The sequence below is a fragment of the Roseinatronobacter domitianus genome, from assembly GCF_023336755.1.
Lineage (GTDB): Bacteria > Pseudomonadota > Alphaproteobacteria > Rhodobacterales > Rhodobacteraceae > Roseinatronobacter > Roseinatronobacter domitianus.
The window spans coordinates 118,157-140,511 of sequence record NZ_JALZWP010000004.1 but is presented as its reverse complement, the minus strand read 5'-3'; the positions used below and the strand labels follow the sequence as shown (position 1 = coordinate 140,511).

Sequence of the window (22,355 nt, the reverse complement as noted above, 5' to 3'; positions counted from 1 at the left end):
GTCTAATACACGCAATAAAATTAGCCATACCTCTCCGGAAAGGACCGAAATGGCCGACTTCAAGAAAATCCTCGTCGCCAACCGTGGTGAAATCGCAATTCGCATCATGCGTGCTGCCAACGAGTTGGGCAAACGCACCGTCGCGGTTTATGCTGAAGAAGACAAATTGGGGCTGCACCGCTTCAAGGCGGACGAAGCCTACCGCATTGGCGAGGGGATGGGGCCGGTCGCGGCGTATCTGTCAATTGAAGAGATCATTCGGGTTGCCAAGGCCAGCGGCGCCGATGCGGTGCATCCGGGCTATGGTCTGCTGTCGGAAAACCCCAACCTGATAGATGCTTGCGTGGCCAACGGGATCACCTTTATCGGGCCGAAAGCGGAAACCATGCGCGCGCTCGGTGACAAGGCCAGCGCCCGCCATGTTGCCATAAAGGCCGGTGTGCCGGTCATTCCCGCCACCGAAGTGCTGGATGACGATATGGACAAGGTGCGCCGCATGGCACGCGAGGTGGGCTTTCCGCTGATGCTGAAAGCCAGCCATGGCGGCGGCGGGCGCGGGATGCGTCCCATCCTGTCCGAGGATGAGGTCGAGACCAAGGTCCGTGAAGGTCGCCGCGAGGCAGAGGCCGCATTCGGAAATGGCGAAGGCTACCTGGAAAAGATGATCCAGCGCGCGCGCCACGTCGAAGTGCAGTTGCTGGGCGATACGCATGGCAACCTGTATCATCTGTATGAACGTGACTGCACCGTGCAGCGCCGCAACCAGAAGGTCGTTGAACGCGCGCCAGCGCCGTATCTGACCGAAGCCCAACGCGCCGAAGTCTGCGAGCTGGGCCTGAAGATTGGCCGCGCCGTGGGCTATCAGAACGCAGGCACCGTCGAGTTCCTGATGGATATGGATGATGAGAAATTCTATTTCATCGAAGTGAATCCCCGCGTTCAGGTTGAACATACCGTCACCGAAGAAGTGACCGGCATCGACATTGTGAAAGCGCAGATCCGCATTGCCGAAGGGGCGCATCTGTCCGACGCCACCGGCACCCCCAGCCAAGGTGACGTGACGCTGTCGGGCCACGCGCTGCAATGCCGCGTCACGACCGAAGACCCGCTGAACAACTTCATCCCCGATTATGGCCGCCTGACCGCCTACCGCTCTGCCACGGGCATGGGCATTCGTCTGGACGGCGGCACCGCCTATGCGGGGGGCGTGATTACGCGCTATTACGACTCGCTTTTGGTCAAGATCACGGCTTGGGCGCCAACGCCGAAGGAATCGATCGCGCGGATGGACCGGGCCTTGCGCGAATTCCGTATTCGTGGCGTCAGCACCAATATCGCCTTTGTCGAGAACCTGCTGAAACACCCGACCTTTCTGGATGACACTTACACGACCAAGTTCATCGACACCACGGATGAGCTGTTCAACTTCCGCAAGCGCCGTGACCGGGCAACCAAAATCTTGACCTATGTTGCGGATATCACTGTCAACGGGCACCCCGAAACGGCTGGTCGTGCGCGGCCACCTGCCGGGCTGAAAGACCCGGTCGCGCCCAAGGTTTCGACGGAAGCGCCGCCGCGCGGCACCCGCCAGATTCTGGACGAGCAAGGCCCGCAGGCCGTGGCCGACTGGATGGCGGCGCAGAAGAAACTGCTGCTGACCGACACCACCATGCGCGACGGGCACCAGTCGCTGCTGGCCACGCGCATGCGCTCTATCGACATGATCCGCGTGGCCCCCTCTTATGCCCAGATGATGCCGGGTCTGTTCAGCATGGAATGCTGGGGCGGCGCGACGTTCGATGTGGCCTATCGCTTCTTGCAGGAATGCCCGTGGCAGCGCCTGCGCGACCTGCGCGCGGCAATGCCCAATCTGATGACACAGATGTTGCTGCGCGCCTCGAACGGGGTGGGTTATACCAATTACCCCGACAACGTGGTGCAGGCGTTCGTCAAGCAAGCCGCAACCAGCGGGGTCGATGTGTTCCGCGTGTTCGACAGCCTGAACTGGGTTGAAAACATGCGCGTTGCCATGGATGCCGTGATAGAGGCAAACAAGGTCTGCGAAGGCACCGTCTGCTATACCGGCGACATCCTGAACCCTGACCGTGCCAAATACGACCTGAAATACTATGTCCAGATGGGCAAGGAGTTGCGCGACGCAGGCGCGCATGTGCTGGGCGTAAAGGACATGGCCGGGCTGTTGAAACCCGCCAGTGCGCGCATTCTTATCAAGGCGCTGAAGGAAGAGGTGGGCCTGCCCATCCATTTCCACACGCATGACACCGGGGGCATTGCGGGCGCAACCATTCTGGCCGCCGCTGAAGCCGGGGTCGATGCCGCAGATGCCGCGATGGATGCGTTTTCGGGCAATACCAGCCAGCCGACACTTGGGTCCATCGTCGAAGCTCTGCGCTTTACCGAGCGCGACACGGGCCTTGACATGGGCGCGATCCGGCAGATTTCGGATTACTGGGAGCAGGTTCGCCTGCAATATGCCGCATTCGAGAGCGCACAGCAGGCGCCGTCCTCCGAGGTGTATTTGCACGAAATGCCCGGTGGTCAGTTTACCAACCTGAAAGCGCAAGCGCGCAGCCTTGGGCTGGAAGAACGCTGGCCCGAGGTCGCCCAGACCTATGCCGATGTGAACAAGATGTTTGGCGATATCGTCAAGGTCACGCCCTCGTCGAAAGTGGTGGGCGACATGGCGCTGATGATGGTGTCGCAGGGTCTGAAGCGCGACGACGTCGAAAGCCCGTCCAAGGATGTCAGCTTCCCGGATTCCGTTGTGGACATGATGAAGGGCAATCTTGGCCAACCGCCCGGCGGCTGGCCAGCGGCGCTGCAACGCAAGGTGCTGAAAGACGACACGCCGTTCACCGACCGTCCCGGCAAACATCTGGACCCGGTTGATCTGGAAGCGGTGCGCGCCAAGCTGATCGAAGACCTTGATGGCTTCAAGATCGATGATGAAGATCTGAACGGCTACCTGATGTATCCCAAGGTGTTCCTGGATTACATGGGGCGCCACCGCATCTATGGTCCGGTGCGGACCTTGCCAACGCGGACCTTCTTCTACGGGATGGAACCGGGCGAGGAAATCTCGGCAGAGATCGACCCCGGCAAGACGCTGGAAATCCGGCTTATCACTGTTGGCGAAACCGGTGATGATGGCGAGGTGAAAGTGTTCTTCGAGTTGAACGGTCAGCCCCGTTCGGTGCGTATCGCCAACCGCGAAGTTGCCGCCAAGACCGCGCAACGGCTTAAGGCTGATGCGTCTAACCCGGCCCATATCGGTGCGCCCATGCCGGGTGCTGTTGCCACTGTGGCCGCCAAGGCCGGCGCGACGGTCAAGGCAGGCGACCTGCTGCTGACGATCGAGGCCATGAAGATGGAAACCGGCTTGCATGCCGACCGTGACGCGGTGGTAAAGGCCGTCCATGTCCAGCCCGGAGCGCAGATCGAAGCCAAGGACCTGCTGATAGAGTTCGAGGACTAAGCCCCCCGTTGGCCGAAACACGCCCCGCGTGGCCAGCCGGTCGCGCGGGGCTTTTGCGTGAATTTCGCCCGTAGCCGTGGAATCTGAGCGCAGTTTCCAGAAACCGGCGGTGCAGGGCTAGGCCAAAGCGCAATGGTGCTTTATGCACGTTGGTGTTCGGCTGCTGCATTACCGCCGACTCGTCATTACCGTAACTTGAGGAACGCTCATGACGTCCCAATTCCCGAAGCGCGCCATTGGAAAACGCCAAGGCCGGATCTTGGCGCTGGCAACAGCCTTTTGCGCTGGTATCGCCACGCAGCCTGTTGCGGCACAGACCCTGAGTTTTGAGACCGGGTTCGAGCAGTTGTCTTCGCCGCAAACCCTGATCGAAGGGTTGAACCGCATCTATGTCGGGTATCAATTCACCGACAATCTGAGTTTTGGGCAAAGTTTTTACTCGGCGGTTCAGGGCGATGCGGGCGGCGCGTTCTTCTGGGGGTTCGAGGGTGTGGCGCGCATGCCCTTGTCCAAGGGTCTGTCGCTCTCGGCCTCCGGGTTTATTGGCGGCGGCGGCGGCGCGGCGCAGGTTATTGGCGATGGCACCATGATCCGGGCCGGTCTGGCGTTGGATTACCAGATTGCCGATTCTTGGGCGGTGCAGTTGACCGGGTCTTGGATAAGCATTGACGGTGCGCCGATTGACGGCCCGGCCTTTGGGGTCGGCCTGCGCCGTCAGATCGGCAAACAGGCACCGGGTGGCTGGGATGCCCAGCTTGATGCCGCCGGTGGCACGATTACGGGTATGGTCGCGCCAAGTGGCGTTCTGAACCGCGCAGGCCAGCCGCAAGACCGCGTGGCGCTTGTGGGCGCGCGCGCGCTGTTCGGGCTTGGCCGGAACACGCAACTCAGCTTGGGCGCGGCGGGGGCGGCCTCTGGGGCGCAGGGATATATGCAGGTCATGGCCGGGCTGCGCCGCAATTTCGCACTTGGGCCAGCCACACTGTTCGTTGAAGGCGGTGTCGGATTTGGTGGCGGCGGAGAGGTCGACACGGGCGCCGGACCATTGCTAGAGGCGGTGGCAGGGGTCAGCCTGCCTGTCACTCGCGAACTTGACGCGCAACTCGCGGTCGGCGGGCTGATCGCGCCCACGGGTGATTTCCGCGCGGCGGGCGTGTCTCTGTCCATCCTGCGCAATTTCGCCCGCACGCGCGGCGATGCCGGTTTGGGCGAACGACCCAATCGCTGGGCCTTTAGTGGCGGCATTTCGGTGCAGCAGACTGGCGGCAACTATTTCCTCAACGCCAATACCGCCAGTTTCGTTGTCATGCAGGAAAGCTCTTTCGACTATTTCCTTGGCGAGAACCTGTATGTTTCGGGCAATGGCCAGACGGCGCTACATGGCGGGATCGCGGGCTATGCGGTGGGGCTGTTGGGGCTGGGCTACCAGGTCGATATCAGCCCGCGCTGGGCTGTCTCTCTCGAAGGGCATATCGGGGCCGCCGGGGGCGGTGGCGTCAATGTCGCGGGCGGTATTGTCGGCAGCCTGCGTGCAGAGATCGACTACAGCATAACAGACCGCGTTGCTCTGTCGCTTGGCCTTGGCAAGATGCGGGCCGTGCGCGGCAACGGGTTGGACAGCAATATTGCCACGCTTGGTCTGAAAATTCCCTTCAGCACCCGCTAGAGCGTGTCGCGTGCCTTGGAATTCACACGACGCACTCTAGCCTTTTAGGGTCGCATGTCGGGCAAAATCGGGAACCGCTTTTACCCGACATCCTCTAATGGGTTGGCATAGGCATGGCCGGGCCACGCTTAACTTGGTTTACCGCGCTTCAGCGACCGCGTTTTCCAGTTCCCTTGCCAATCCGGCATCTATCCCCAATGCGCGGGCCAGATTGTCCAGATACTCCCGCTCGGAGGGCAAATCGGGGTCCATTGCCATCAACGAGGCCGCATAAAGCTCGGCGGCAACCTCGGGGCTGGTCGCGTAACGTGTCACCCGCGCCATGTCGACGGGATGCGCCAATTCGTCGATGACGAAGGCTTTGCCGTCCGGGTCCAGACCCATTTGGCCAAGCTGCGCGAAAATGCGCTGGTGCTCATGACCGTCAATGTGCCCATCGGCCTTGGCACCCTGTATCATCGCGACCAAAACACCCTCTGCCAGGTTGCCTTCCCCGCCTGCGACCTGCGCGGGGGCAAAACTGCTTTGCTCTGGTGCAAGTTGCATAGGTTGCTGTGGTGCCGCCGGGGCGTGTGCTGCCGGATTGCGGCGCTGATAGGCGGTGTAAGCGACAGCGGCGATAGCCGCCAAGCCGCCCACTTTCAGCGCGGTGCCAGCACCTTTGCCCAGCATCTTGCGGGTTTTCTTGTTGCCGACCAGAAGCCCCAGAACACCGCCTGCCAAAGCACCCGTGGCTAGTTGACCGGCATTCATGCCGCCCTGGCCCTGTGCGCCGGTCTGTGTTCCGGTTTGCGGCTGACCGCCCCCAAGCTGCGCGCCAAGTTGGCCGAGATTGCCGCTTTGGGCTGCCCCCATCACTTGATCAAGAAGTCGTTTTGCATCGAACATCGGCAAGCCCTTTTCATGAATGACCCTTCATAAATGGGAAGCCCGCGCGCAGGTTCAAGCCATTATGCGCTATAACGCGGCTGCTGCCCGCGCCGCTTGGTCATAGGCCCCCGACAGCGTGCGCAACAGCGCTGCGACGCGGCTTATATCGGCCGGGTCATGGCCCAACTGGCGTGCCGCGCGCACCACCAGTGCCTCGCGGATTTCGCCGTAGCGTGTGCACAGTGCAGCACCTTTTTCGGTGATGGCAATGGTCTTTTCCTTGCCGTTGCGCCCCACCTGCACCAGCCCGTGCCCGTCCAGTTTCTTGATGGCGTAATTGGCCAGATGCGTATCTTCCACATTCAGCACAAGGCAGATATCGGCCAGCGTTTTCGCGCGGTCGCGGTGGTTGACCAGATGCACGATCAATATTTCCAGCGGTGACAGCCCCGGCAACCCCGCAGCGGTCATGCAACGCATCATCCAGCGGTGATAGGCGTTATTCGCCATTGTCAGGGCAAATTCCACCTCTGACAGCGCCGGCAGCGACGAATTAGCCAGATGCGCGGAACTGACCACCGGGCCAATATCTGGAATCTCAACGCGGTTTATCGGTTTAGCATCGTGTTCGGCAGCCACAGGGCAATCTCCGGAAATATGGACAAAATGGCAGTCGCAAGCACCAGTATCAGGAAAAATGGCAGTGCCATGCGGGCGATCTGAAAGATGCCGCGCCCGGTGATGGATTGCAACACGAACAGGTTGAAGCCCACGGGCGGGGTGATCTGGCTCATTTCCACCACCAGCACAAGGAATACGCCGAACCAGATCGGGTCAATCCCAGCGGCCATGACCATGGGCAGGATCACGGATGTGGTCAGCACGACAATGGAAATGCCGTCAAGGAAGAACCCCAGCACGATGAAGAACACCAAAAGCGCCGCCAGCAGCGCGAATTGGGAATAGCCTTGTTCGCCGATCCATGCCGCCAATTGGCGCGGAATGCCCGTGTAGCCCATGGCCACTGTCAGGAACGACGCGCCCGCAAGGATGAAGGCGATCATGCAGGTGGTAATCGCGGCCCCGGTTATGCTGGCTTTCGCGCTGGCCATGTCCAAGCCGCCCGACAGGCCGGAAATCAGCAGCGCGCCGACAACTCCGATCACCGCCGCCTCTGTGGGGCTGGCTAGCCCCGCATAGATCGACCCGATCACGGCGACGATCAGCGCCACAGTCGGTCCTAAAGCGCGGATCGCGTCCCAGCGTTCGGCCCATGTGGGCGCGGGGTCGGGGGCGGGCATCCGGTCACGGTTCATCAGCGCCCAGATCATGACATAACCCGCGAATAGCGCGGCCAGCATCAGCCCCGGCAGCACACCCGCCAGAAACAGCCGCGCAATGGATTGTTCCGTTGCCGCGCCATAGACGATCAGGATAATCGATGGCGGGATCAAAAAGCCGAACGTCCCCGCACCCGCCAGCGTGCCAATGGCGATATTCGCATCATAGCCGCGCGCTTTCAGTTCCGGCAGCGACATGCGGCCCACCGTGGCGGTGGTCGCGGCGGATGACCCGGAAACGGCGGCAAACAGCGCGCAGCCCAGGATATTGGCGTGCAGCAACCCGCCGGGCAGGCGGCGCGTGAAGGGTGCCAAGCCGCGAAACAAGTCCGAAGACAGGCGCGAGCGGAAGAGGATTTCGCCCATCCAGATGAACATCGGAAGTGCTGTCAGATCCCAGATGTTCAGTGACCCCCAGACTTTGGTGGCGAATACCGCGCCTGCAAGGCCGGGGCGGGTCAGTTCCATCGCCACAAGCGCCACGGCCATAAGCGAGAACCCAACCCACAGGCCCGACAGAAGCAATCCGAACAGCACGACCACAAGGATGATCGACAGCGTCAGGATGTCCATGTCAGTGCCCCCCTTCGCTGCGCTTGGTTTCCGCCAGTCGGAAGGCGGGGGACTGGCCTTGCAGTGCGATCATCAATTCGTCCAGCACCGCCAATGCCAGCAGGGCAAAGCCGGTCGTCATCACCGCTTGTGGTATCCACAAAGGCACCTTCACCATCCCGAAAGAGACGGTGTTAAAGCTGAGCGAATCCCACATCTGCACGCCCGAATGCCATGCGGCGAATCCGGCCAGCCCCAAGGCAATGACCAGGACCGCAAGGGTCAGCACCCGACCGGCGCGCGGGCCGAATAGGGCCAGCGCCAATGTGACCCGCACATGCCCTGCCGCGCGCAAGGTCGCGGGCAAAGCAAGCGTAGCCGCAGCCACGAACAGGAATCCGCCGAAGTCTGACAATGATGGGATGGCCAGCCCCAGCGGGTCCACGCCCGACAGGATCAGCGCGCGGTCGATGATGCGACCGATGATTTGCACAAAGACCAGCACCGCGATGGCGATCATGGCCAGACACGCAGCCCCAAGGGCCGCGTTGTAGATATGGTCAAGCACTCGGCGCAACATCGCAGCCCCCATGAAAAAGGGCAGGGCGTGTGGCCCTGCCCGTATTGGCTTATTCGCCTTGGTAGCGTGTCAGGATCGCAGCCCCGGCATCGCCTGCCGTTTCCAGCCATTCCGACACCATCACCTCGCCAACTTCGGCCAGTTTTTCCGACAGCGCATCGGACGGCTGCATCACCGTCATGCCGCCCGCTTCCAGTGCGGCGATCTTGTCTGCGGTCTCTGCGGCGGACATGTCCCAGCCGCGCGCCTCTGCTGCCTCGGCGGCGGCAAGGATGGCGGCCTGCTCTTCGTCGGACAGGGCTTCAAGGGCGCTGCTGTTCACGAAGACCATGTTCTTGGGCAACCAAGCCTGCGTGTCGATGTAATGGGTCGTATAATCCCATGCCTGCGACGACACCCCGGTCGAGGGCGAAGTAATCATGCCCGCAATCCGCCCGGTGCTGAAGGCGGTCGGAATGTCGCCCGCTTCGACCTGCGTCGGCACCATGTCCAGCAGTTGCGCCATGCGTTCGGTAGCGTTGTTATAGGCGCGGAAGCTGACGCCTTGCAGTTGCGCGGGGTCGGTCACAGCCTCGCGCAGGTAAAGCGACTGGCCGGGCCAGGGCACAGCAAACAGAAGCGTCAGACCTTGGTCGGCCAAAGCCTCTGCGACATCCTCGCGTGAGGCATCCCAAAGCGCGCTTGCATCATCATAGCTGGCGGCCAGAAACGGAATACTGTCGGCCCCGAAAACCGGGTTTTCATTCACAAGCTGCGACATCAGGATTTCGCCAATCGGCGCCAGCCCGCGGCGCACAGAATCCTTGATCTGGCCATGCGCAAATAGCGAGCCTGCGGAATGAACGGTAATATCGACGCTGCCGCCCGTGCTCTCGCGCACATCATCGGCAAAGGTCATGATATTTTGCGTGTGGAAGACGCTATCGCCATAAGGTGTCGGCATGTCCCACGCGGATTGGGCAAGTGCGGGTGCGGTGGCCAATGCGAAAAACGCGGCGGCGGTGGTGAAACGAATGGTCATAATGGACCCCCTGTTATGGATGGTGACAGTTCTGGATGACTGCGTGATATAACGTTGACAATACATCGACATTTTGTCAACGTTTTTGATATGAGATGAGCAATTGCTTCGAAATTGCCAAGAAATCAGGCATAAGGACGATGCCATGACGGCCATGACCCAGACTGACAGCCCTGCAAAGGCAAGCTTCCCAGCCATCCGCACCGTGGGTGTGGATGGGTTTCTGGTCAGCTTTGCAGACGGGCTCGACGAGCGGGCGAATCGGGCGGCTCTGGCCTTTCGCGCGGCATTGGAGCGTGAAAGCTGGCCCGGCGTTGCCGAATGCGCCACCTCGCTTGTCTCGGCGTTTTTGCGGTTTGATCTGGCGGCTTGCGACCATGACAGCTTGCGTGCGCGGCTGACGACCCTGCTGGCCAGCCGCGACTGGTATGACGCACCCTTGCCGGACGGACGGCGGCTGTGGCGCGTGCCTGTTGTGTTCGGCGGCGATAACGGCCCGCAACTGGCAGAGGCGGCAAAGCTGGCCGGACAATCCAAGCGCGACGCGATCGCCACGCTTTGCGCATCCCCGGTGCGGGTGCAGACCATTGGCTTTGCACCCGGCCAGCCGTATCTGGGCCAACTGCCCGAAAACTGGAATATTCCCCGGCAAACCGGGCTTACGCCCTTGGTGCCGCAAGGCGCGCTGGTGGTTGCGATCCGGCAGCTTATCGTGTTTTCGGTGGGCACACCGACCGGCTGGCGGCATATCGGGCAAACCGGTTTGCGCCTGTTTCGACCAGATGCGGCGGACCCGTTCTTGCTGCGACCCGGCGACGAAGTCTTGTTCCATCCCGCCGAAGATCTGGACCGCCTTCGCGCGGCCCCTGATGGCGGTGCTTTCGCAGAGGCGCTGACATGACCCGCGCCTTGAACATCCACACCGCATCACCCGGCGTAACGGTGCAAGACAAGGGCCGCACGGGGTTCTTGGCACAGGGCTTATCGCGGGGGGGGGCGGTGGATTTGTTGGCCCTCGCCGAAGGTGCCGCGCTGCTGGGCCAGCCCGACACTTGCGCGGTGCTGGAACTGGCGGGTGGCGCGGTCGCGCTGAGTGCATCGCAGGATATGCGCGTGGCTCTGACCGGTGCAGATATGCGCGCTACGCTGGACGGCACGCCGCTGGTTTGGGGCGCAAGCCATGCGCTGCCCCAAGGTGCCCGGCTGGAGATAAGCCCCTTGCGCGGGGGCTTTGGCTACCTGCACCTCGGCGGCGGCTTGGAACCGGCCGAACGCCTGGGCGCGGCCAGTGCCCATCTGGCCGCCGGCATTGGCCGCGCGGTGCAGGCGGGTGACACGATCGCGGTTGGCGGCGACCGTGGCCACCGCACCGGCATGTGCCTGCCAAACGCGGTCATGGATACGACCCTGCGTCTTGTCCCAAGCCTGCAAACCGCGCTGTTTGGGCAGGACGCGCTTGACCGGCTGGAAGCAACGCGCTTCACCAAGGACGCGCGCGGCAACCGCATGGGGCAACGGCTGGTCCCCGATGGCGAAGGTTTCGCCACCGCCGAGGGCCTGAGCATCTTGTCGGAAACCATCGTGCCGGGCGATATTCAGATCACTGGCGATGGTATGCCCTATGTGCTGCTCTCCGAGTGTCAGACCACGGGCGGTTATCCACGGATCGGGACGGTTCTGCCCTGTGATCTGCCCAAGCTGCTGCGCGCGGGGCCGGGCAGCCTGTTTCAACTGCGGTTTGTCACGCTCGAAGACGGGGCCGCGCTGGAACGCGCAGAGGTCGCGCGCCGTGCCGGGCTGTCGCGCAATCTGCAAGCGCTGCTGCGCGACCCGCGAGACATGCCAGATCTGCTAAGCTATCAACTTGTCAGCGGTGTCACCGCAGGCGACGAACTGGAAAGGGAGAGCGCATGATGCGTGTCGATTTGAATGCCGATATGGGCGAGAGCTTTGGACCATGGCCAATGGGTGCAGATAGCGCGCTTCTGGACATCATTACCTCTGCCAATATTGCCTGTGGCCTTCACGCGGGGGACCCGGATGTAATGGCGGGCGCAATGGCGCTGGCGGTCAAGAACGGCGTGGGTATCGGGGCGCATCCGGGCTTCTCGGACCTGCAAGGCTTCGGGCGGCGGCGCATGGAGATATCGCAGGATGCCGCGCGCAACCTGACCATTTACCAGTTTGGGGCGGCCCAAGCCATGGCGCGTGCGGCAGGCGGACATGTCCGGCACCTGAAACTGCATGGCGCGTTGGCCAATATGGCGGCCGAGGATGAAGCACTGGCGCGGGCCTGCTACCAAGGCGCGCTGATGGTTGACCCAGACATCATCATCGTGGTCCTTGTCGGTACGGCGCAAGAGCGCGCGGCGCGCGAGCTTGATGCGCGCATCGCCCGCGAAATCTTTGCCGACCGCGCCTATACCGAGGACGGGCTGCTGATGGACCGCCGCTTGCCCGGCGCGCTTTTGCATGACGCCGATGAGATGGCGGCGCGCATCCTGGCCATGTTGCAGGCGGAAGCGATCATCACCGCACAGGGCATCCATCTGCCTGCGCGCATTGACACGATCTGCCTGCATGGCGATGGCCCATCAGCCGTGATCGCCGCGCGTAAACTGCGCGACTCCCTGCAAGAGGCGGGCGTGACACTGGCGCAATTCGAGGGGGCGCGCTAACCGCCTTGCGCGAAATCGAAACTGTCCAGCCGCGCCCCGCGCCGGGTGATTTTATCGGCGGAAATGCGAATATCGCCCAGGTCGCCCTGCACCTGCTGGATATGCTGTTCCAGCTTGGCCACGCGCGCGCCCAACCGTTCTGCATCGGTGGCCATCAGCGCAATTTCGCGGCGCACGGCCTGCGCTTCGGCGCGCAACCGGGTGTCTTTCAGCGTGGCGCGCAGGGTGATGAGTGTGGCCATAAGCGTGGTGGGCGACACGATCCAGACACGGGCAGCGAAAGCCTCGCGGACCACTTCGGGCAAAGAGGCGTGCATCTCGGCATAGACCGCTTCCGAAGGCAGGAACATCAGCGCCCCTTCGGCGGTTTCGCCGGGCAGGATGTAGCGTTCGGAAATCGCGCGAATATGCGCTCGCAAAGCCTGCGCCAGCGCGCGCCGCGCGGCCGTGCGCGCCGAGTCATCCGGTGCCGCGATCAGCATGCGATAGGCTTCGAGCGGGAATTTCGCATCCACCCCGATGGGCTGCGGCATCCGGATCAGTGCATCGACCCGCCGTCCGTTCGACAAAGTCGCTTGCAGGCTGAACGCATCTGGCGGCAATGCGTCCGACAACAGCGCTTCAAGCTGAACCTCGCCGAATGCGCCGCGCGCTTGCTTGTTCGACAGGATATCCTGCAAGCCCAGCACGTTTGACGACAGCGCCTCTATCTTGGCCTGTGCTGCGTCGATCACCTGCAACCGTTCGCGCAGCGCGCCCACGCTGGCAGCCGTGCTCTCGGCGGACCCGGCCAGCGATTGCCCCATATAGCGCCCAAGGTCGGCCAGCCGCGATTCGACCAGACCGACAGTCTGCGCTTGCCCCTGTGCAACTTGGCTTAGCCCGCCGGAAAGCTGATTTTGCGTATCCGCCAAATGTGTCAGCCGCGTATCCAGCGCCGAAAGGCGCGCGGTCAGATCGCCCATCACGCGGGCCACACGCCACAGCACGAGAACGCCCAGCAGCGCAAGCGCCGCCAGCCACGGGTCGACCGGCCAAGTCTGTGGGTCAAAGCTCATCGCCGCCCGAACAGCTTTTCGATATCGGCCAATGACAGCTCCACATAGGTGGGCCGACCGTGGTTGCACTGGCCCGAAAGCGGCGTCGCTTCCATCTCACGCAGCAGCGCGTTCATCTCCTCGGGGCGCATCTGGCGACCGGACCGCACCGATCCGTGGCAAGCCATGCGCGACAGCACCGCGTCGATGCGTGCCTCCAACCCGGCAGACGCGCCTTGATCGGCCAATTCATCCAGAATGTCGCGGATCAGGGCACGGGCATCGACATTGCCCAGCAGGGCAGGCGTTTCGCGCAGCACGATTGCGCCGCCGCCAAAGGGTTCCAGCACCAGCCCAAGGGCTGCCAGTTGCGGCGCGATGTCCAGCACCGCGGCGGCCTCTCCGGCAGATAATTCCACAATTTCGGGGATCAGAAGCGCCTGTGATGGCACGCCGTTTTCCGCCCTCAGGCGTTTCAGCTTTTCATAGACAAGCCGTTCATGCGCCGCATGCTGATCGACAATGACAATGCCGCGTTCGGTCTGAGCCACGATGTAGTTTTCATGCAGTTGCGCGCGGGCTGCACCAAGCGGTGCATCGACCGGCGCTTCCGGTGCGGTGTCGCTGCGCGCGGCCATGGTCGCGCCTGCATCCCAGAACCCGGCGCTTTCGGACATGCCCTGTGGCGCTTGCAACTGGTATGCGGCGACGCGTGCCGCGCCGGAGGGGCGGTCCATCTGGTAGGACCGGGCCGGGGGCGTGGGCTGAAACGCGCCCAACATCGCCCCGGTATTGGTGCTGCTGGCCCTATGCCCCGCGCCGGCCAGTGCATGACGCAACCCACTGACGACCAGCCCCCGCGCCAGGCCCGGATCGCGGAACCGCACTTCGGATTTCGCCGGGTGGACATTGACATCCACCAGTTCGGGGGTGCAGCCGATGAAGAGCGCCGCCACCGGGTGGCGGTCGCGTGACAGCACATCCATATATGCTGCGCGCAATGCGCCCAACAGCATCTTGTCGCGCACCGGGCGGCCATTGACGAACATGTATTGCGCCACGGCGGCACCGCGCGAATAGGTTGGCAGGGCGGCAAACCCCGTCAGGCGCAGCCCTTCGCGCTCGGCCTCTACGCGCAGGGCGTTCTCGGTAAAGTCCCGGCCCAGAATGGCGGCAAGACGCTCTTCCAACGCATCGAACAGCGCACCTTGGGCTGCATCCAGACGCAAGATCTCTCGCGTATCGCCTTGCGAGATATCCGACAGGGTAAAGCTGACATAAGGCTCGGCCATGGCCAACCGTTTGACCGTGTCGGCAATGGCTTGCGCTTCGGCCCTGTCAGAGCGCATGAATTTCAGCCGGGCAGGGGTGGCATGGAACAGGTCACGCAGTTCCACCAATGTCCCGAATTGTGCGGCTTCGGGCCGGGGCGCGGTCATGCGCCCCCCGTCGACCATGATTGCCATCCCCTCGGCCCCGGCCATGCGGCTGACAATCCGCAAGCGGCCCACGGCCCCCAAAGAGGGCAGAGCTTCGCCCCGAAAGCCGAAAGAGTGTATGTTCAGAAGGTCAGACCCGTCTATTTTACTGGTCGCATGTCGTGAAAGTGCAAGTGGCAGGTCATCGCCTGCCATGCCGCAGCCATCGTCGCGCACTCGGATCAAGGTCTTGCCGCCCTCGGCATAGGCCACATCAACCCGCGTTGCCCCGGCATCCAGCGCGTTTTCTACCAGCTCTTTTACGGCAGAGGCCGGGCGCTCGACCACCTCGCCCGCCGCGATACGATTCACGGAGGCTTCATCCAACTGGCGGATTTCAGGCCGTATATTGCGGTCAGGACGGTTCATCCCACAGCATATAGCACGCCATCGGAAGCGCTGCCAAGCCTAGTTTATGCCCTCGGGTTGCCCGACGATAATGAAACGCAGGCTATCGGGGCGGTAGAGGCGCCGGGCAATTTCATTGGCCTCTTCCAGCGTTACGGCCTCAATTTTGTCGTTGCGAATATTGACATAATCAATGCCAAACCCCTGAAACTGCATCGACGCCATGATGCCCGCAATCGCGCCATTTCCGTCAAAGCGCAGCGGGTAGGCACCGGTCAAGTAAGTCTGGATGCGGTTCAGTTCGTCTGTGGTCACGCCCCCGGCAACCAGCTTTTCCCACTCGGCGCGGATCAACGCGATTACCTCGGCCGCATCGGCATTGCTGGCAGATAGCCGCCCCTGATAGCTTTCGCCAAGAAGCCCGGAGGCAAGGAACGCGCCAACCCCATAGGTCAGCCCGCGCTTCTCGCGCAATTCACGCATTAACCGCGTTCCAAACCGTCCCCCCCCGACGATTTCATTGACCACGAAGGCGGTCAGGAAGTCGGGGTCGTCGCGCGGTATGCCGCGATGACCGAATGCAATGACCGATTGCGGGCCGTCAAATGGCACCTGAGTGACGCCCGATTCGGCGGCAAAGCTGGCGCGTTCGGGCAGGGTTGCGGTGTTTTCCGGGACGTCTTCAAACAGGGCGTCCAGCAAAGGTCCAAGCGTTGCGGCGTCAATGTCGCCCGCCACCCCTATATGCACGCGGTCGCGGGCAATGGCGGCCCGGTGCGCGCTCCGCAGGTCGTCGCGGGTTATCGCGGCGATGCTTTCGGGCGTGCCCTCTGACGGGCGGGCATAGGGATGACCAGGATACGCGGCCTCGGCAAAGGCGCGACTGGCGATCGTGTTCGGGTCCAGCGCGTCGCGGCGCAAACTGGCGATCAGTTGGGCGCGCACCCGTTCCACTGCATCCTCGTCGAAGCGCGGCTGGGTCAAGGCGCTGTTCAACAGCGCGATGGTTTCCTCGGCCGTTTCGGTCAAGAACTGGACCGAGACGCTGACCGTGTCGCGCCCGGAGTCGAAGCTGATACGCGCGGCCAATTCCTCGGCGCGGATGGCAAAGCCCTGCGCATCCAACGCGCCCGCGCCCTCATTCAGCAGCGCGGTCATGAATGCGACTGCGCCAAGGCTCTCATCCGCATCCAGCGTCGCACCGCCTTCGAAGATCAAGTCAATCGCAACGAAGGGAATCGACCGTTCCTCGACCAGCCAGGCCTCTAGACCGCCGGGGCTGGTGACGGGTGTAATGTCTATTTCTGCGCGCAAGGGCGTTGCGAACAGCAGCAGGAAAGCAAGGATAAGCCGCATCAGTTCACCGCCTCTGTGTCCGGTTGGGTCAGGTAGCCTGTCACGGCGCTGCTGCGGTCCAATAAAATGTTGGCCGCTTCCATGACTTGCTCGGGTGTCACTGCGTCGAGAGCGTCAATCCAACCGTCGATATCTTCGATAGCCAAGCCGATTGACAGGCCAACGCCGTATTGGCGCGCGCGGCCCTGCACGTTGTCGAGCGCGTAGATTTCCGAGGCCCGGATCTGACGACGCACGCGGTCGAACTGCTCGGGATCCACACCCTCTTGCACAAATTCAACAATCGCGGCATCGAGGGCGGCTTCTGCATCTTCCAGAGATACACCCTCTACAGGAGCAATACCAAGGCTGAACATGCCATAATCGCGGGCCATCCCGCTATAATTGGCCCAAGCCGACAGCGCCACGCCCTGTTCAAAATTCAACTTTCGTTCCAGAACCGAGGTGGTCGCGCTACCACCCAGCAGGGCCGCAAGCATCTGCAGCGCGGCGGCCTGTTCGCTCTCGTGGCGGGTGGGTGCCAGATACATCCGGCTGACATAGGGCGTGCCGACGCGGGCATCTTTCATGGTTAAACGGCGTTCGGCGACATGCGGCGGCTCCATCGGGCGGGCGCGGGTTGTCACATCGGGGTTTTCCGGGATCGGACCGTAATGGGTGCGGGCAAGCTCCATTGCCTCTGCGAAATCGACATCCCCCGCGACAACCAGAATTGCGTTATTCGGCGCGTAATGCTGACGATAGAACGCTTTGGCATCATCGCCATTCAGCGTTTCCATCTCGTGCCGCCACCCAATGATCGGGGTGCCGTAGGGGTGGGCTTTGTAAAGCGCGGCGAGCATCGCTTCGTTGAACACACGACCCGGCTGACTTTCGACCACCTGCCCGCGTTCGTTCAGGATGACATCGCGCTCGGGCCGCCATTCCTCTTCTGATAGCAGAAGGTCTGTCATGCGGTCTGCTTCCATCTGCATCATCAGACCCAGCCGATCAGAGGCGACACGCTGGAAGTATCCGGTATAATCCCATGATGTAAAAGCGTTATCACGCCCACCATTGGCTTCTACGACGGCCGAAAACTCGCCCGGTGCCAGATCATCCGTACCCTTGAACATCAGGTGTTCCAGAAAATGCGCGATGCCGGATTTCAGGGCGGGTTCATCCGCCGCACCGACGCGATACCAGACCATATGCACCACAACCGGGGCGCGGCGATCCTCTATCACGACAACATCCATGCCGTTTTCAAGCGTGCCTTGTGTGACAGTGCTGGCCTGCGCGGCGAAAGCCGTCAGAACAACACCAATCGCTGCAATGAAACTGCGCATTTCCGCTCCTCTTGTGTCTGCGTCAAAGCTACTGCGGATTTATCCGCATTCAAGCCCGGATACGCGAACGTGAGAGCGGGTTTATTCGGCCTGCTGCCCCTCGGGCGGAGCACTGGGGGTCTGCACGCCAGCACGGCGCCAGCGTTGCAGTTCGGTGTATTTATCCAGCCACATGCGTTCATAGGCGTTGTGGTAGACATTCACCGAGAAGAGCCGTTCCAAGAATCGCCCGTTATTGTCACGGCGGAATTGCAGGTCTTCGGCAGCAAGTTGGGCGCGAATCCCGTCATTGCGCCCAAAGCGGCCCGCGTAATTCACGATGCCGCCATCGACACCGCCGCCGGACACGGCGCGCGCGGGGTTGCCACCCAAAGCGCGGGCAATGTCTGCGCGTGGCTGCGGATCTACCCGGTTCGTGCCGTTGGGGTTCGGGGCAGGCAATTCGCTCAGGCTGTCGGGCATTTCCAACGGCTTGGTGGGCAGAATGCCGAATTCGTCGGGCTCATTGTCTTGCGCTGCGGCATGCATCAGCATGGGTTGATCCGTGTCGGAGCAGGCCCCAAGCGCCAGAATCGCGCAGCCCGCAATCGCGAATATCCCTTGCCGGAGTGCCATCGTCATTTCCCCAAACGCCCTATCTTCAACATGTTTAGCGCATCGTTGCGCTGACGTCACGCCCCTGCGTTTCGCTATTTGTCTGCGGCGTCCTTCTGCGGTCCTGACAGCAGGATCAACAGCGCCGCGCCCAGAAAAATCGAGATATCCGCAACATTGAAAGCATACGGATTTCTGAACCCGCAACAAGTGACGTTCAGGAAATCCGCGACTGCGCCAAAGCGGATGCGGTCGATCACATTGCCGATGGCCCCGCCGACCAAAAGGCCGGCAGCGATTTGCATGCCGCGTGGCGCGCCTTCGCGGATCAGCCAGATAACGACAAAGGCACAGATGCCAAGCGCCACGGCAACCAGAACCCAGGGCATCCAGCGCGCGTCAGAGCCGAAGAGGCCAAAATTAATGCCGGTATTCCATGCCATCACAAAGCTGACATACGGGTCCAGAACCGGCACGAAAAGGCGCTGGTCCAGCGCCAGCGGTCCCAGCACATACCATTTGCTCGCCTGATCTGCGGCCAGAATGAGCGTGCCGGTGCCGATCATGGGTTTCATAGCGCCCCCCTAGTGCCGGAAATGGCGCTGGCCGGTAAAGACCATGGCCAGCCCGGCAGCATCAGCGGCGGCGATCACTTCGTCATCGCGCATGGACCCGCCGGGTTGTATGAGTGCGGTCGCGCCGGCCTCTGCGGCGGTCAGCAGCCCATCGGCGAAGGGAAAGAACGCGTCGGACGCCACGACAGAACCTTGGGTCAGGGGCGCGTCCAGCCCCAGCACTTCGGCCATGTCCTGCGATTTGCGCGCGGCGATGCGGGTCGAATCGACCCGGCTCATCTGGCCCGCACCCACGCCCACGGTGGCTTGGTCCTTGACGTAAATGATCGCGTTCGATTTGACATGCTTGGCGATGCGCCATGCGAACAGCATATCGGCGAGTTCGGCAGCCGACGGCGCGCGTTTGGTGACGACGCGCAGATCGTCCGGCTCGATCATGCCATTGTCGCGGTCCTGCACCAGAAACCCGCCCGACACCTGCTTGAAGGTCAGACCAGCCGCCGCGGTGTTGGCCAGCCCCTTGGTGGTCAGCAGGCGCAGGTTTTTCTTGGTGGCGAAATGGGCAATCGCATCGTCATCGGCGCCGGGCGCAATGACGACCTCGGTGAAAATGCCGGTGATGGCCTTGGCGGTGTCCAGATCCAGCCGCGTATTCAGCGCGATGATCCCGCCAAAGGCCGATATGCGGTCGCAATCATAGGCGCGGTTATACGCTTCGGCCAACGTGGCCCCACGGGCCACGCCGCAGGGGTTGGCGTGCTTGATGATCGCGCAGGCCGGGCCATCGGCGGGCAGGAATTCCGAGACCAGTTCGAACGCGGCATCGGTGTCGTTGATGTTGTTGTAGCTCAGGTCCTTGCCTTGATGCTGGGTTGCCGTGGCAACGCCGGGACGGTCGCTGCCATCGCGGTAAAACGCCGCCGACTGGTGGGGGTTTTCCCCATAACGCAGGGTTTGGGCCAAAGTGCCAGCAAAGGCGCGGCGGCGCGGGGCGGGGTCATTGATTGCGCCCGCCATCCATGTGGACACTGCCGCATCATAGGCTGCGGTGCGGGCATAGGCACGCTGCGCCAGCGTCTGGCGGAAGCTCAGGCGTGTGCGGCCTTCTTGCGCGTCCAGTTCCGACAGCAGCGGAATATAGTCTTCGGGGTCGGTCACAACGCTGACAAACCCGTGGTTCTTGGCCGCGGCGCGAATCATCGCAGGGCCGCCGATGTCGATATTCTCGACCGCTTCGGCATAATCCGCACCGCGCGCAACGGTGTCTTCAAACGGGTAAAGGTTCACCACCAACAGGTCGATCGCCTTGATGCCATGCGCGGTCATCGACCCCAGATGTTCTTCGTTGTCACGCAGCGCCAGAAGCCCGCCATGCACCATCGGGTGCAGGGTTTTCACGCGACCATCCATCATTTCGGGAAAGCCGGTCAGGTCCGACACGTCCTGCACCGCCAGACCCGCTTCGCGCAATGCCCGCGCCGTGCCACCGGTGGAGACAAGTTCCACCTTGCGCGCAGCAAGCGCCTTGGCAAGGTCGATCAGCCCGGTCTTGTCAGAGACGGAAATCAGCGCGCGTTTCAGCGGAACAAGGTCGGTCATCGGGGCAGTCCTTATACAACATCACAGGTCCGGCACGGCCAAGATGTCGTCCTGCGCATGGTCGCGCAAGGCGGTCGGCGTGTCATGCGCCTTGGCCAATGTCCAGTTGGTCTGGCTGGTATAGCTTGTTGCGGCCAAGGACAACACGATCTGTTGCGCCGCACGCGGCTTGATGCGGCCTTTTTCCAGATAAACCGACGGGGCCAAAGACAGCGCGGCGCCCTCGGCGCGCAAGACCCATATCTCGCCAGAGCGCAGGGTCAAAGAGACGGCAGTCCCGTTCATGTCCAGCGAGGCGTCGACCTCTGGGTGCAGATGAAAGCGCAGCGCGTAGGGGATTGTTCCACCCAGACGCCCGCGCACCTCGTCAAAGCGTTTCTGGGCGGCGCGGCCCGTGGCGATCAGCATATCCTCGCCCGACAACACGCGCCCGTCTTTCGACAGGTCCAGATAGCGCAGATGTTCCAGACCGTGGCTTTCGCCGTATCCATCATGCGACAGCGCGGCGGCGCGTGCATAGGGCGTGTGGCGAAATTCCAGCCCGACATGGCGCGGCCCGTCCGTCAGGTCCAGTCGGTGTCCGCCCGGCGTGCTGAACCGCGACGAGGAATACCCGTCCAGCGCCAGCGTGGAATGGCTGGCGGTTGCGCGGCTGGCACGGTGCCATTCAGGGCCAAAACTGCGCCCATCCCCGCAAGACACGATCAGCGGGCGACGGTTCGAGGTCAGCTCGAAGGCCAGGGTCGCGGCATGGGCGCGGCCGGGTGCGCTTTGCAACGGCGGTGGTGCGGCATCGACGATGACGCTGCTACGCCCGGCGGCCAGCCGGATATAGCCCATCACTTTGTCAGGGGGCGGGGTCGGAGGCAGGTTTGACAGCGCGTCATGCGCGGCGAGGGCTGCGGCCAACACGCCGTCACGCCCGCGCCCGCCACCATGAAAGCGCGCCAACCCACCATCGGCATGGCGCAGCGCGCGCAACGCCCCAGCCATGCATGCCATCACATCCCCCAATGCATCGGGGATGGGTTGCTCGTTTTCGGCCAGCAATTGCCCCGCCCAGCCAAGGCATTCGAAGACATTCAGCAATTCCTCGGGGTTGCGCGTGGCTATTGCGCCATCTGGCCCGATCTGTGCGGCGCAATCGCGGGTCAGCGCGGTCACGATGCCCGGCGCGCGATCCTGCCAGCCTTCGAGCGCAAGCGCGGCATACAGCAGCCCGGTGCGCGCTTCTATCCGGGGCAGACCGGGGGCAGCATGGCCGGCGCGTTTGCGCAAGAAAGCGGCGTGATGCGCCAGCAGGCGCAAAAACCCCGCCTGTTCGCTTCCATCCATGCCCTGCATCAAAAGCACGGCATGGCTTAGCAAGCGGATCAGGCGGCGCCCTGCGATCCCCGGTGCCCAGCCCGGTCCACGGCCGCGCCCGAACCGGCGCGACCAGTCGCGCAGGCCCGCTTGCGCTAATGCGCGCGCGGGCCGGTCGCCGACAGCCGCCAGATGGTCCAGCCATTCGAAGCCTTGCAGATCGTCCACGGCTTCGGGTGTGTTTGCGTCGAAAGGAACGGTCCCTTGGCCGGTCAGCAGTTCACCGGCGACAAGAAAATTCCCCGCCAGCATTTGTTGGCCGCGAGCATAAAGGCCCAAGCTGCGCGGTTCTGGCTGCGAGGTGATCGCCACAGGCGCGCGCACCCGCGCCAGCCAGCGCGCAGTCAGACCGTCCATGGCGCTGACGCGCTCTGTTCCTGATGACGCTGGCCTGCTCACCTGTGCCATGCCCTTTGTCGTGATCGGGCGTTTTCGACGGCCCTTGCCGGTAACATACAGGCTGCGGCGGGCG

General features: G+C 62.7%; 18 protein-coding genes. 5 read left to right on the top strand and 13 right to left on the bottom strand.

Translation table 11 applies throughout. The features are described 5' to 3' along the window. Positions 1-49: 49 nt before the first annotated feature. Together M3N55_RS06105 and M3N55_RS06100 are read left to right on the top strand one after the other, a co-directional pair. Entirely contained in the window at positions 50-3,496 is a 3,447-nt protein-coding gene (locus M3N55_RS06105; RefSeq protein WP_249057438.1) for a pyruvate carboxylase, read from the top strand. 208 nt (positions 3,497-3,704) lie between these two features. Then, complete coding sequence (locus M3N55_RS06100) at positions 3,705-5,162, top strand: hypothetical protein (RefSeq protein WP_249057436.1); 1,458 nt, start codon at positions 3,705-3,707, stop codon at positions 5,160-5,162. A gap of 138 nt (positions 5,163-5,300) precedes the next feature. Here the strand turns inward: M3N55_RS06100 and M3N55_RS06095 are convergent, their stop codons facing one another. The 5 genes from M3N55_RS06095 to M3N55_RS06075 all read right to left on the bottom strand — a co-directional run bounded on the left by M3N55_RS06095 (position 5,301) and on the right by M3N55_RS06075 (position 9,525). Further along, positions 5,301-6,050 (bottom strand): tellurite resistance TerB family protein, encoded by a 750-nt coding sequence (locus tag M3N55_RS06095; RefSeq protein WP_249057434.1) that lies wholly within the window; start codon positions 6,048-6,050, stop codon positions 5,301-5,303. 69 nt (positions 6,051-6,119) lie between these two features. Continuing rightward, positions 6,120-6,671, bottom strand: coding sequence for a winged helix DNA-binding protein (locus tag M3N55_RS06090; RefSeq protein ID WP_249057432.1), 552 nt, complete (start codon positions 6,669-6,671; stop codon positions 6,120-6,122). Beyond that, positions 6,641-7,945, bottom strand: coding sequence for a TRAP transporter large permease (locus tag M3N55_RS06085; protein ID WP_249057430.1), 1,305 nt, complete (start codon positions 7,943-7,945; stop codon positions 6,641-6,643). The genes M3N55_RS06090 and M3N55_RS06085 overlap by 31 nt, the downstream gene beginning before the upstream one ends. A gap of 1 nt (position 7,946) precedes the next feature. Continuing rightward, positions 7,947-8,504: a TRAP transporter small permease gene (locus M3N55_RS06080; protein ID WP_249057428.1), complete on the bottom strand. Its 558-nt coding sequence runs from the start codon at positions 8,502-8,504 to the stop codon at positions 7,947-7,949. Between the two features lie 49 nt (positions 8,505-8,553). Further along, positions 8,554-9,525 (bottom strand): TRAP transporter substrate-binding protein, encoded by a 972-nt coding sequence (locus M3N55_RS06075; RefSeq protein ID WP_249057426.1) that lies wholly within the window; start codon positions 9,523-9,525, stop codon positions 8,554-8,556. 145 nt (positions 9,526-9,670) lie between these two features. Here M3N55_RS06075 and M3N55_RS06070 point away from each other — a divergent pair, with 145 nt between their 5' ends. The 3 genes from M3N55_RS06070 to M3N55_RS06060 are packed head-to-tail and all read left to right on the top strand — an operon-like array spanning position 9,671 to position 12,203. Continuing rightward, positions 9,671-10,426, top strand: a complete 756-nt coding sequence (locus M3N55_RS06070; protein WP_249057424.1) for a 5-oxoprolinase subunit B family protein — start codon at positions 9,671-9,673, stop codon at positions 10,424-10,426. Continuing rightward, complete coding sequence (locus M3N55_RS06065) at positions 10,423-11,439, top strand: 5-oxoprolinase subunit C family protein (RefSeq protein ID WP_249057423.1); 1,017 nt, start codon at positions 10,423-10,425, stop codon at positions 11,437-11,439. The genes M3N55_RS06070 and M3N55_RS06065 overlap by 4 nt, the downstream gene beginning before the upstream one ends. Further along, a complete protein-coding gene (locus M3N55_RS06060; RefSeq protein ID WP_249057421.1) occupies positions 11,436-12,203 on the top strand; it encodes a LamB/YcsF family protein in 768 nt (255 codons plus the stop codon). The genes M3N55_RS06065 and M3N55_RS06060 overlap by 4 nt, the downstream gene beginning before the upstream one ends. Here the strand turns inward: M3N55_RS06060 and M3N55_RS06055 are convergent. From M3N55_RS06055 to M3N55_RS06020, 8 genes are all read right to left on the bottom strand, one after another. After that, entirely contained in the window at positions 12,200-13,261 is a 1,062-nt protein-coding gene (locus tag M3N55_RS06055) for a DNA recombination protein RmuC (protein WP_249057419.1), read from the bottom strand. The genes M3N55_RS06060 and M3N55_RS06055 overlap by 4 nt on opposite strands. Next, complete coding sequence (mutL, locus tag M3N55_RS06050; protein ID WP_249057414.1) at positions 13,258-15,087, bottom strand: DNA mismatch repair endonuclease MutL; 1,830 nt, start codon at positions 15,085-15,087, stop codon at positions 13,258-13,260. The genes M3N55_RS06055 and mutL overlap by 4 nt, the downstream gene beginning before the upstream one ends. A gap of 39 nt (positions 15,088-15,126) precedes the next feature. Continuing rightward, positions 15,127-16,425, bottom strand: a complete 1,299-nt coding sequence (locus tag M3N55_RS06045) for a M16 family metallopeptidase (protein ID WP_249057582.1) — start codon at positions 16,423-16,425, stop codon at positions 15,127-15,129. After that, complete coding sequence (locus M3N55_RS06040) at positions 16,422-17,750, bottom strand: M16 family metallopeptidase (RefSeq protein ID WP_249057412.1); 1,329 nt, start codon at positions 17,748-17,750, stop codon at positions 16,422-16,424. The genes M3N55_RS06045 and M3N55_RS06040 overlap by 4 nt, the downstream gene beginning before the upstream one ends. A gap of 81 nt (positions 17,751-17,831) precedes the next feature. Beyond that, positions 17,832-18,365, bottom strand: a complete 534-nt coding sequence (locus tag M3N55_RS06035) for a DUF3035 domain-containing protein (RefSeq protein WP_249057410.1) — start codon at positions 18,363-18,365, stop codon at positions 17,832-17,834. Positions 18,366-18,439: 74 nt separating this feature from the next. Further along, entirely contained in the window at positions 18,440-18,919 is a 480-nt protein-coding gene (gene lspA, locus M3N55_RS06030; RefSeq protein WP_249057408.1) for a signal peptidase II, read from the bottom strand. A 9-nt stretch (positions 18,920-18,928) separates the two neighbouring features. Beyond that, the gene (gene purH, locus M3N55_RS06025) at positions 18,929-20,518 is read right to left on the bottom strand and encodes a bifunctional phosphoribosylaminoimidazolecarboxamide formyltransferase/IMP cyclohydrolase (RefSeq protein WP_249057406.1); all 1,590 of its coding nucleotides are present in this window, start codon (positions 20,516-20,518) and stop codon (positions 18,929-18,931) included. A gap of 21 nt (positions 20,519-20,539) precedes the next feature. Then, positions 20,540-22,240, bottom strand: coding sequence for a heparinase II/III family protein (locus tag M3N55_RS06020; RefSeq protein WP_249057404.1), 1,701 nt, complete (start codon positions 22,238-22,240; stop codon positions 20,540-20,542). Between the last annotated feature and the right edge of the window lie 115 nt (positions 22,241-22,355).

Excerpts from the sequence above, each read along its gene's own strand:
- lspA (WP_249057408.1), bottom strand. The coding sequence starts at position 18,919 with ATGAAACCCATGATCGGCACCGGCACGCTCATTCTGGCCGCAGATCAG.
- M3N55_RS06075 (WP_249057426.1), bottom strand. The coding sequence starts at position 9,525 with ATGACCATTCGTTTCACCACCGCCGCCGCGTTTTTCGCATTGGCCACC.
- M3N55_RS06055 (WP_249057419.1), bottom strand. The coding sequence starts at position 13,261 with ATGAGCTTTGACCCACAGACTTGGCCGGTCGACCCGTGGCTGGCGGCG.
- M3N55_RS06085 (WP_249057430.1), bottom strand. The coding sequence starts at position 7,945 with ATGGACATCCTGACGCTGTCGATCATCCTTGTGGTCGTGCTGTTCGGA.
- M3N55_RS06065 (WP_249057423.1), top strand. The coding sequence starts at position 10,423 with ATGACCCGCGCCTTGAACATCCACACCGCATCACCCGGCGTAACGGTG.
- M3N55_RS06100 (WP_249057436.1), top strand. The coding sequence starts at position 3,705 with ATGACGTCCCAATTCCCGAAGCGCGCCATTGGAAAACGCCAAGGCCGG.
- M3N55_RS06095 (WP_249057434.1), bottom strand. The coding sequence starts at position 6,050 with ATGTTCGATGCAAAACGACTTCTTGATCAAGTGATGGGGGCAGCCCAA.
- M3N55_RS06020 (WP_249057404.1), bottom strand. The coding sequence starts at position 22,240 with ATGGACGGTCTGACTGCGCGCTGGCTGGCGCGGGTGCGCGCGCCTGTG.
- mutL (WP_249057414.1), bottom strand. The coding sequence starts at position 15,087 with ATGAACCGTCCTGACCGCAATATACGGCCTGAAATCCGCCAGTTGGAT.
- M3N55_RS06105 (WP_249057438.1), top strand. The coding sequence starts at position 50 with ATGGCCGACTTCAAGAAAATCCTCGTCGCCAACCGTGGTGAAATCGCA.
- M3N55_RS06070 (WP_249057424.1), top strand. The coding sequence starts at position 9,671 with ATGACGGCCATGACCCAGACTGACAGCCCTGCAAAGGCAAGCTTCCCA.
- purH (WP_249057406.1), bottom strand. The coding sequence starts at position 20,518 with ATGACCGACCTTGTTCCGCTGAAACGCGCGCTGATTTCCGTCTCTGAC.
- M3N55_RS06040 (WP_249057412.1), bottom strand. The coding sequence starts at position 17,750 with ATGCGCAGTTTCATTGCAGCGATTGGTGTTGTTCTGACGGCTTTCGCC.
- M3N55_RS06035 (WP_249057410.1), bottom strand. The coding sequence starts at position 18,365 with ATGGCACTCCGGCAAGGGATATTCGCGATTGCGGGCTGCGCGATTCTG.
- M3N55_RS06060 (WP_249057421.1), top strand. The coding sequence starts at position 11,436 with ATGATGCGTGTCGATTTGAATGCCGATATGGGCGAGAGCTTTGGACCA.
- M3N55_RS06080 (WP_249057428.1), bottom strand. The coding sequence starts at position 8,504 with ATGTTGCGCCGAGTGCTTGACCATATCTACAACGCGGCCCTTGGGGCT.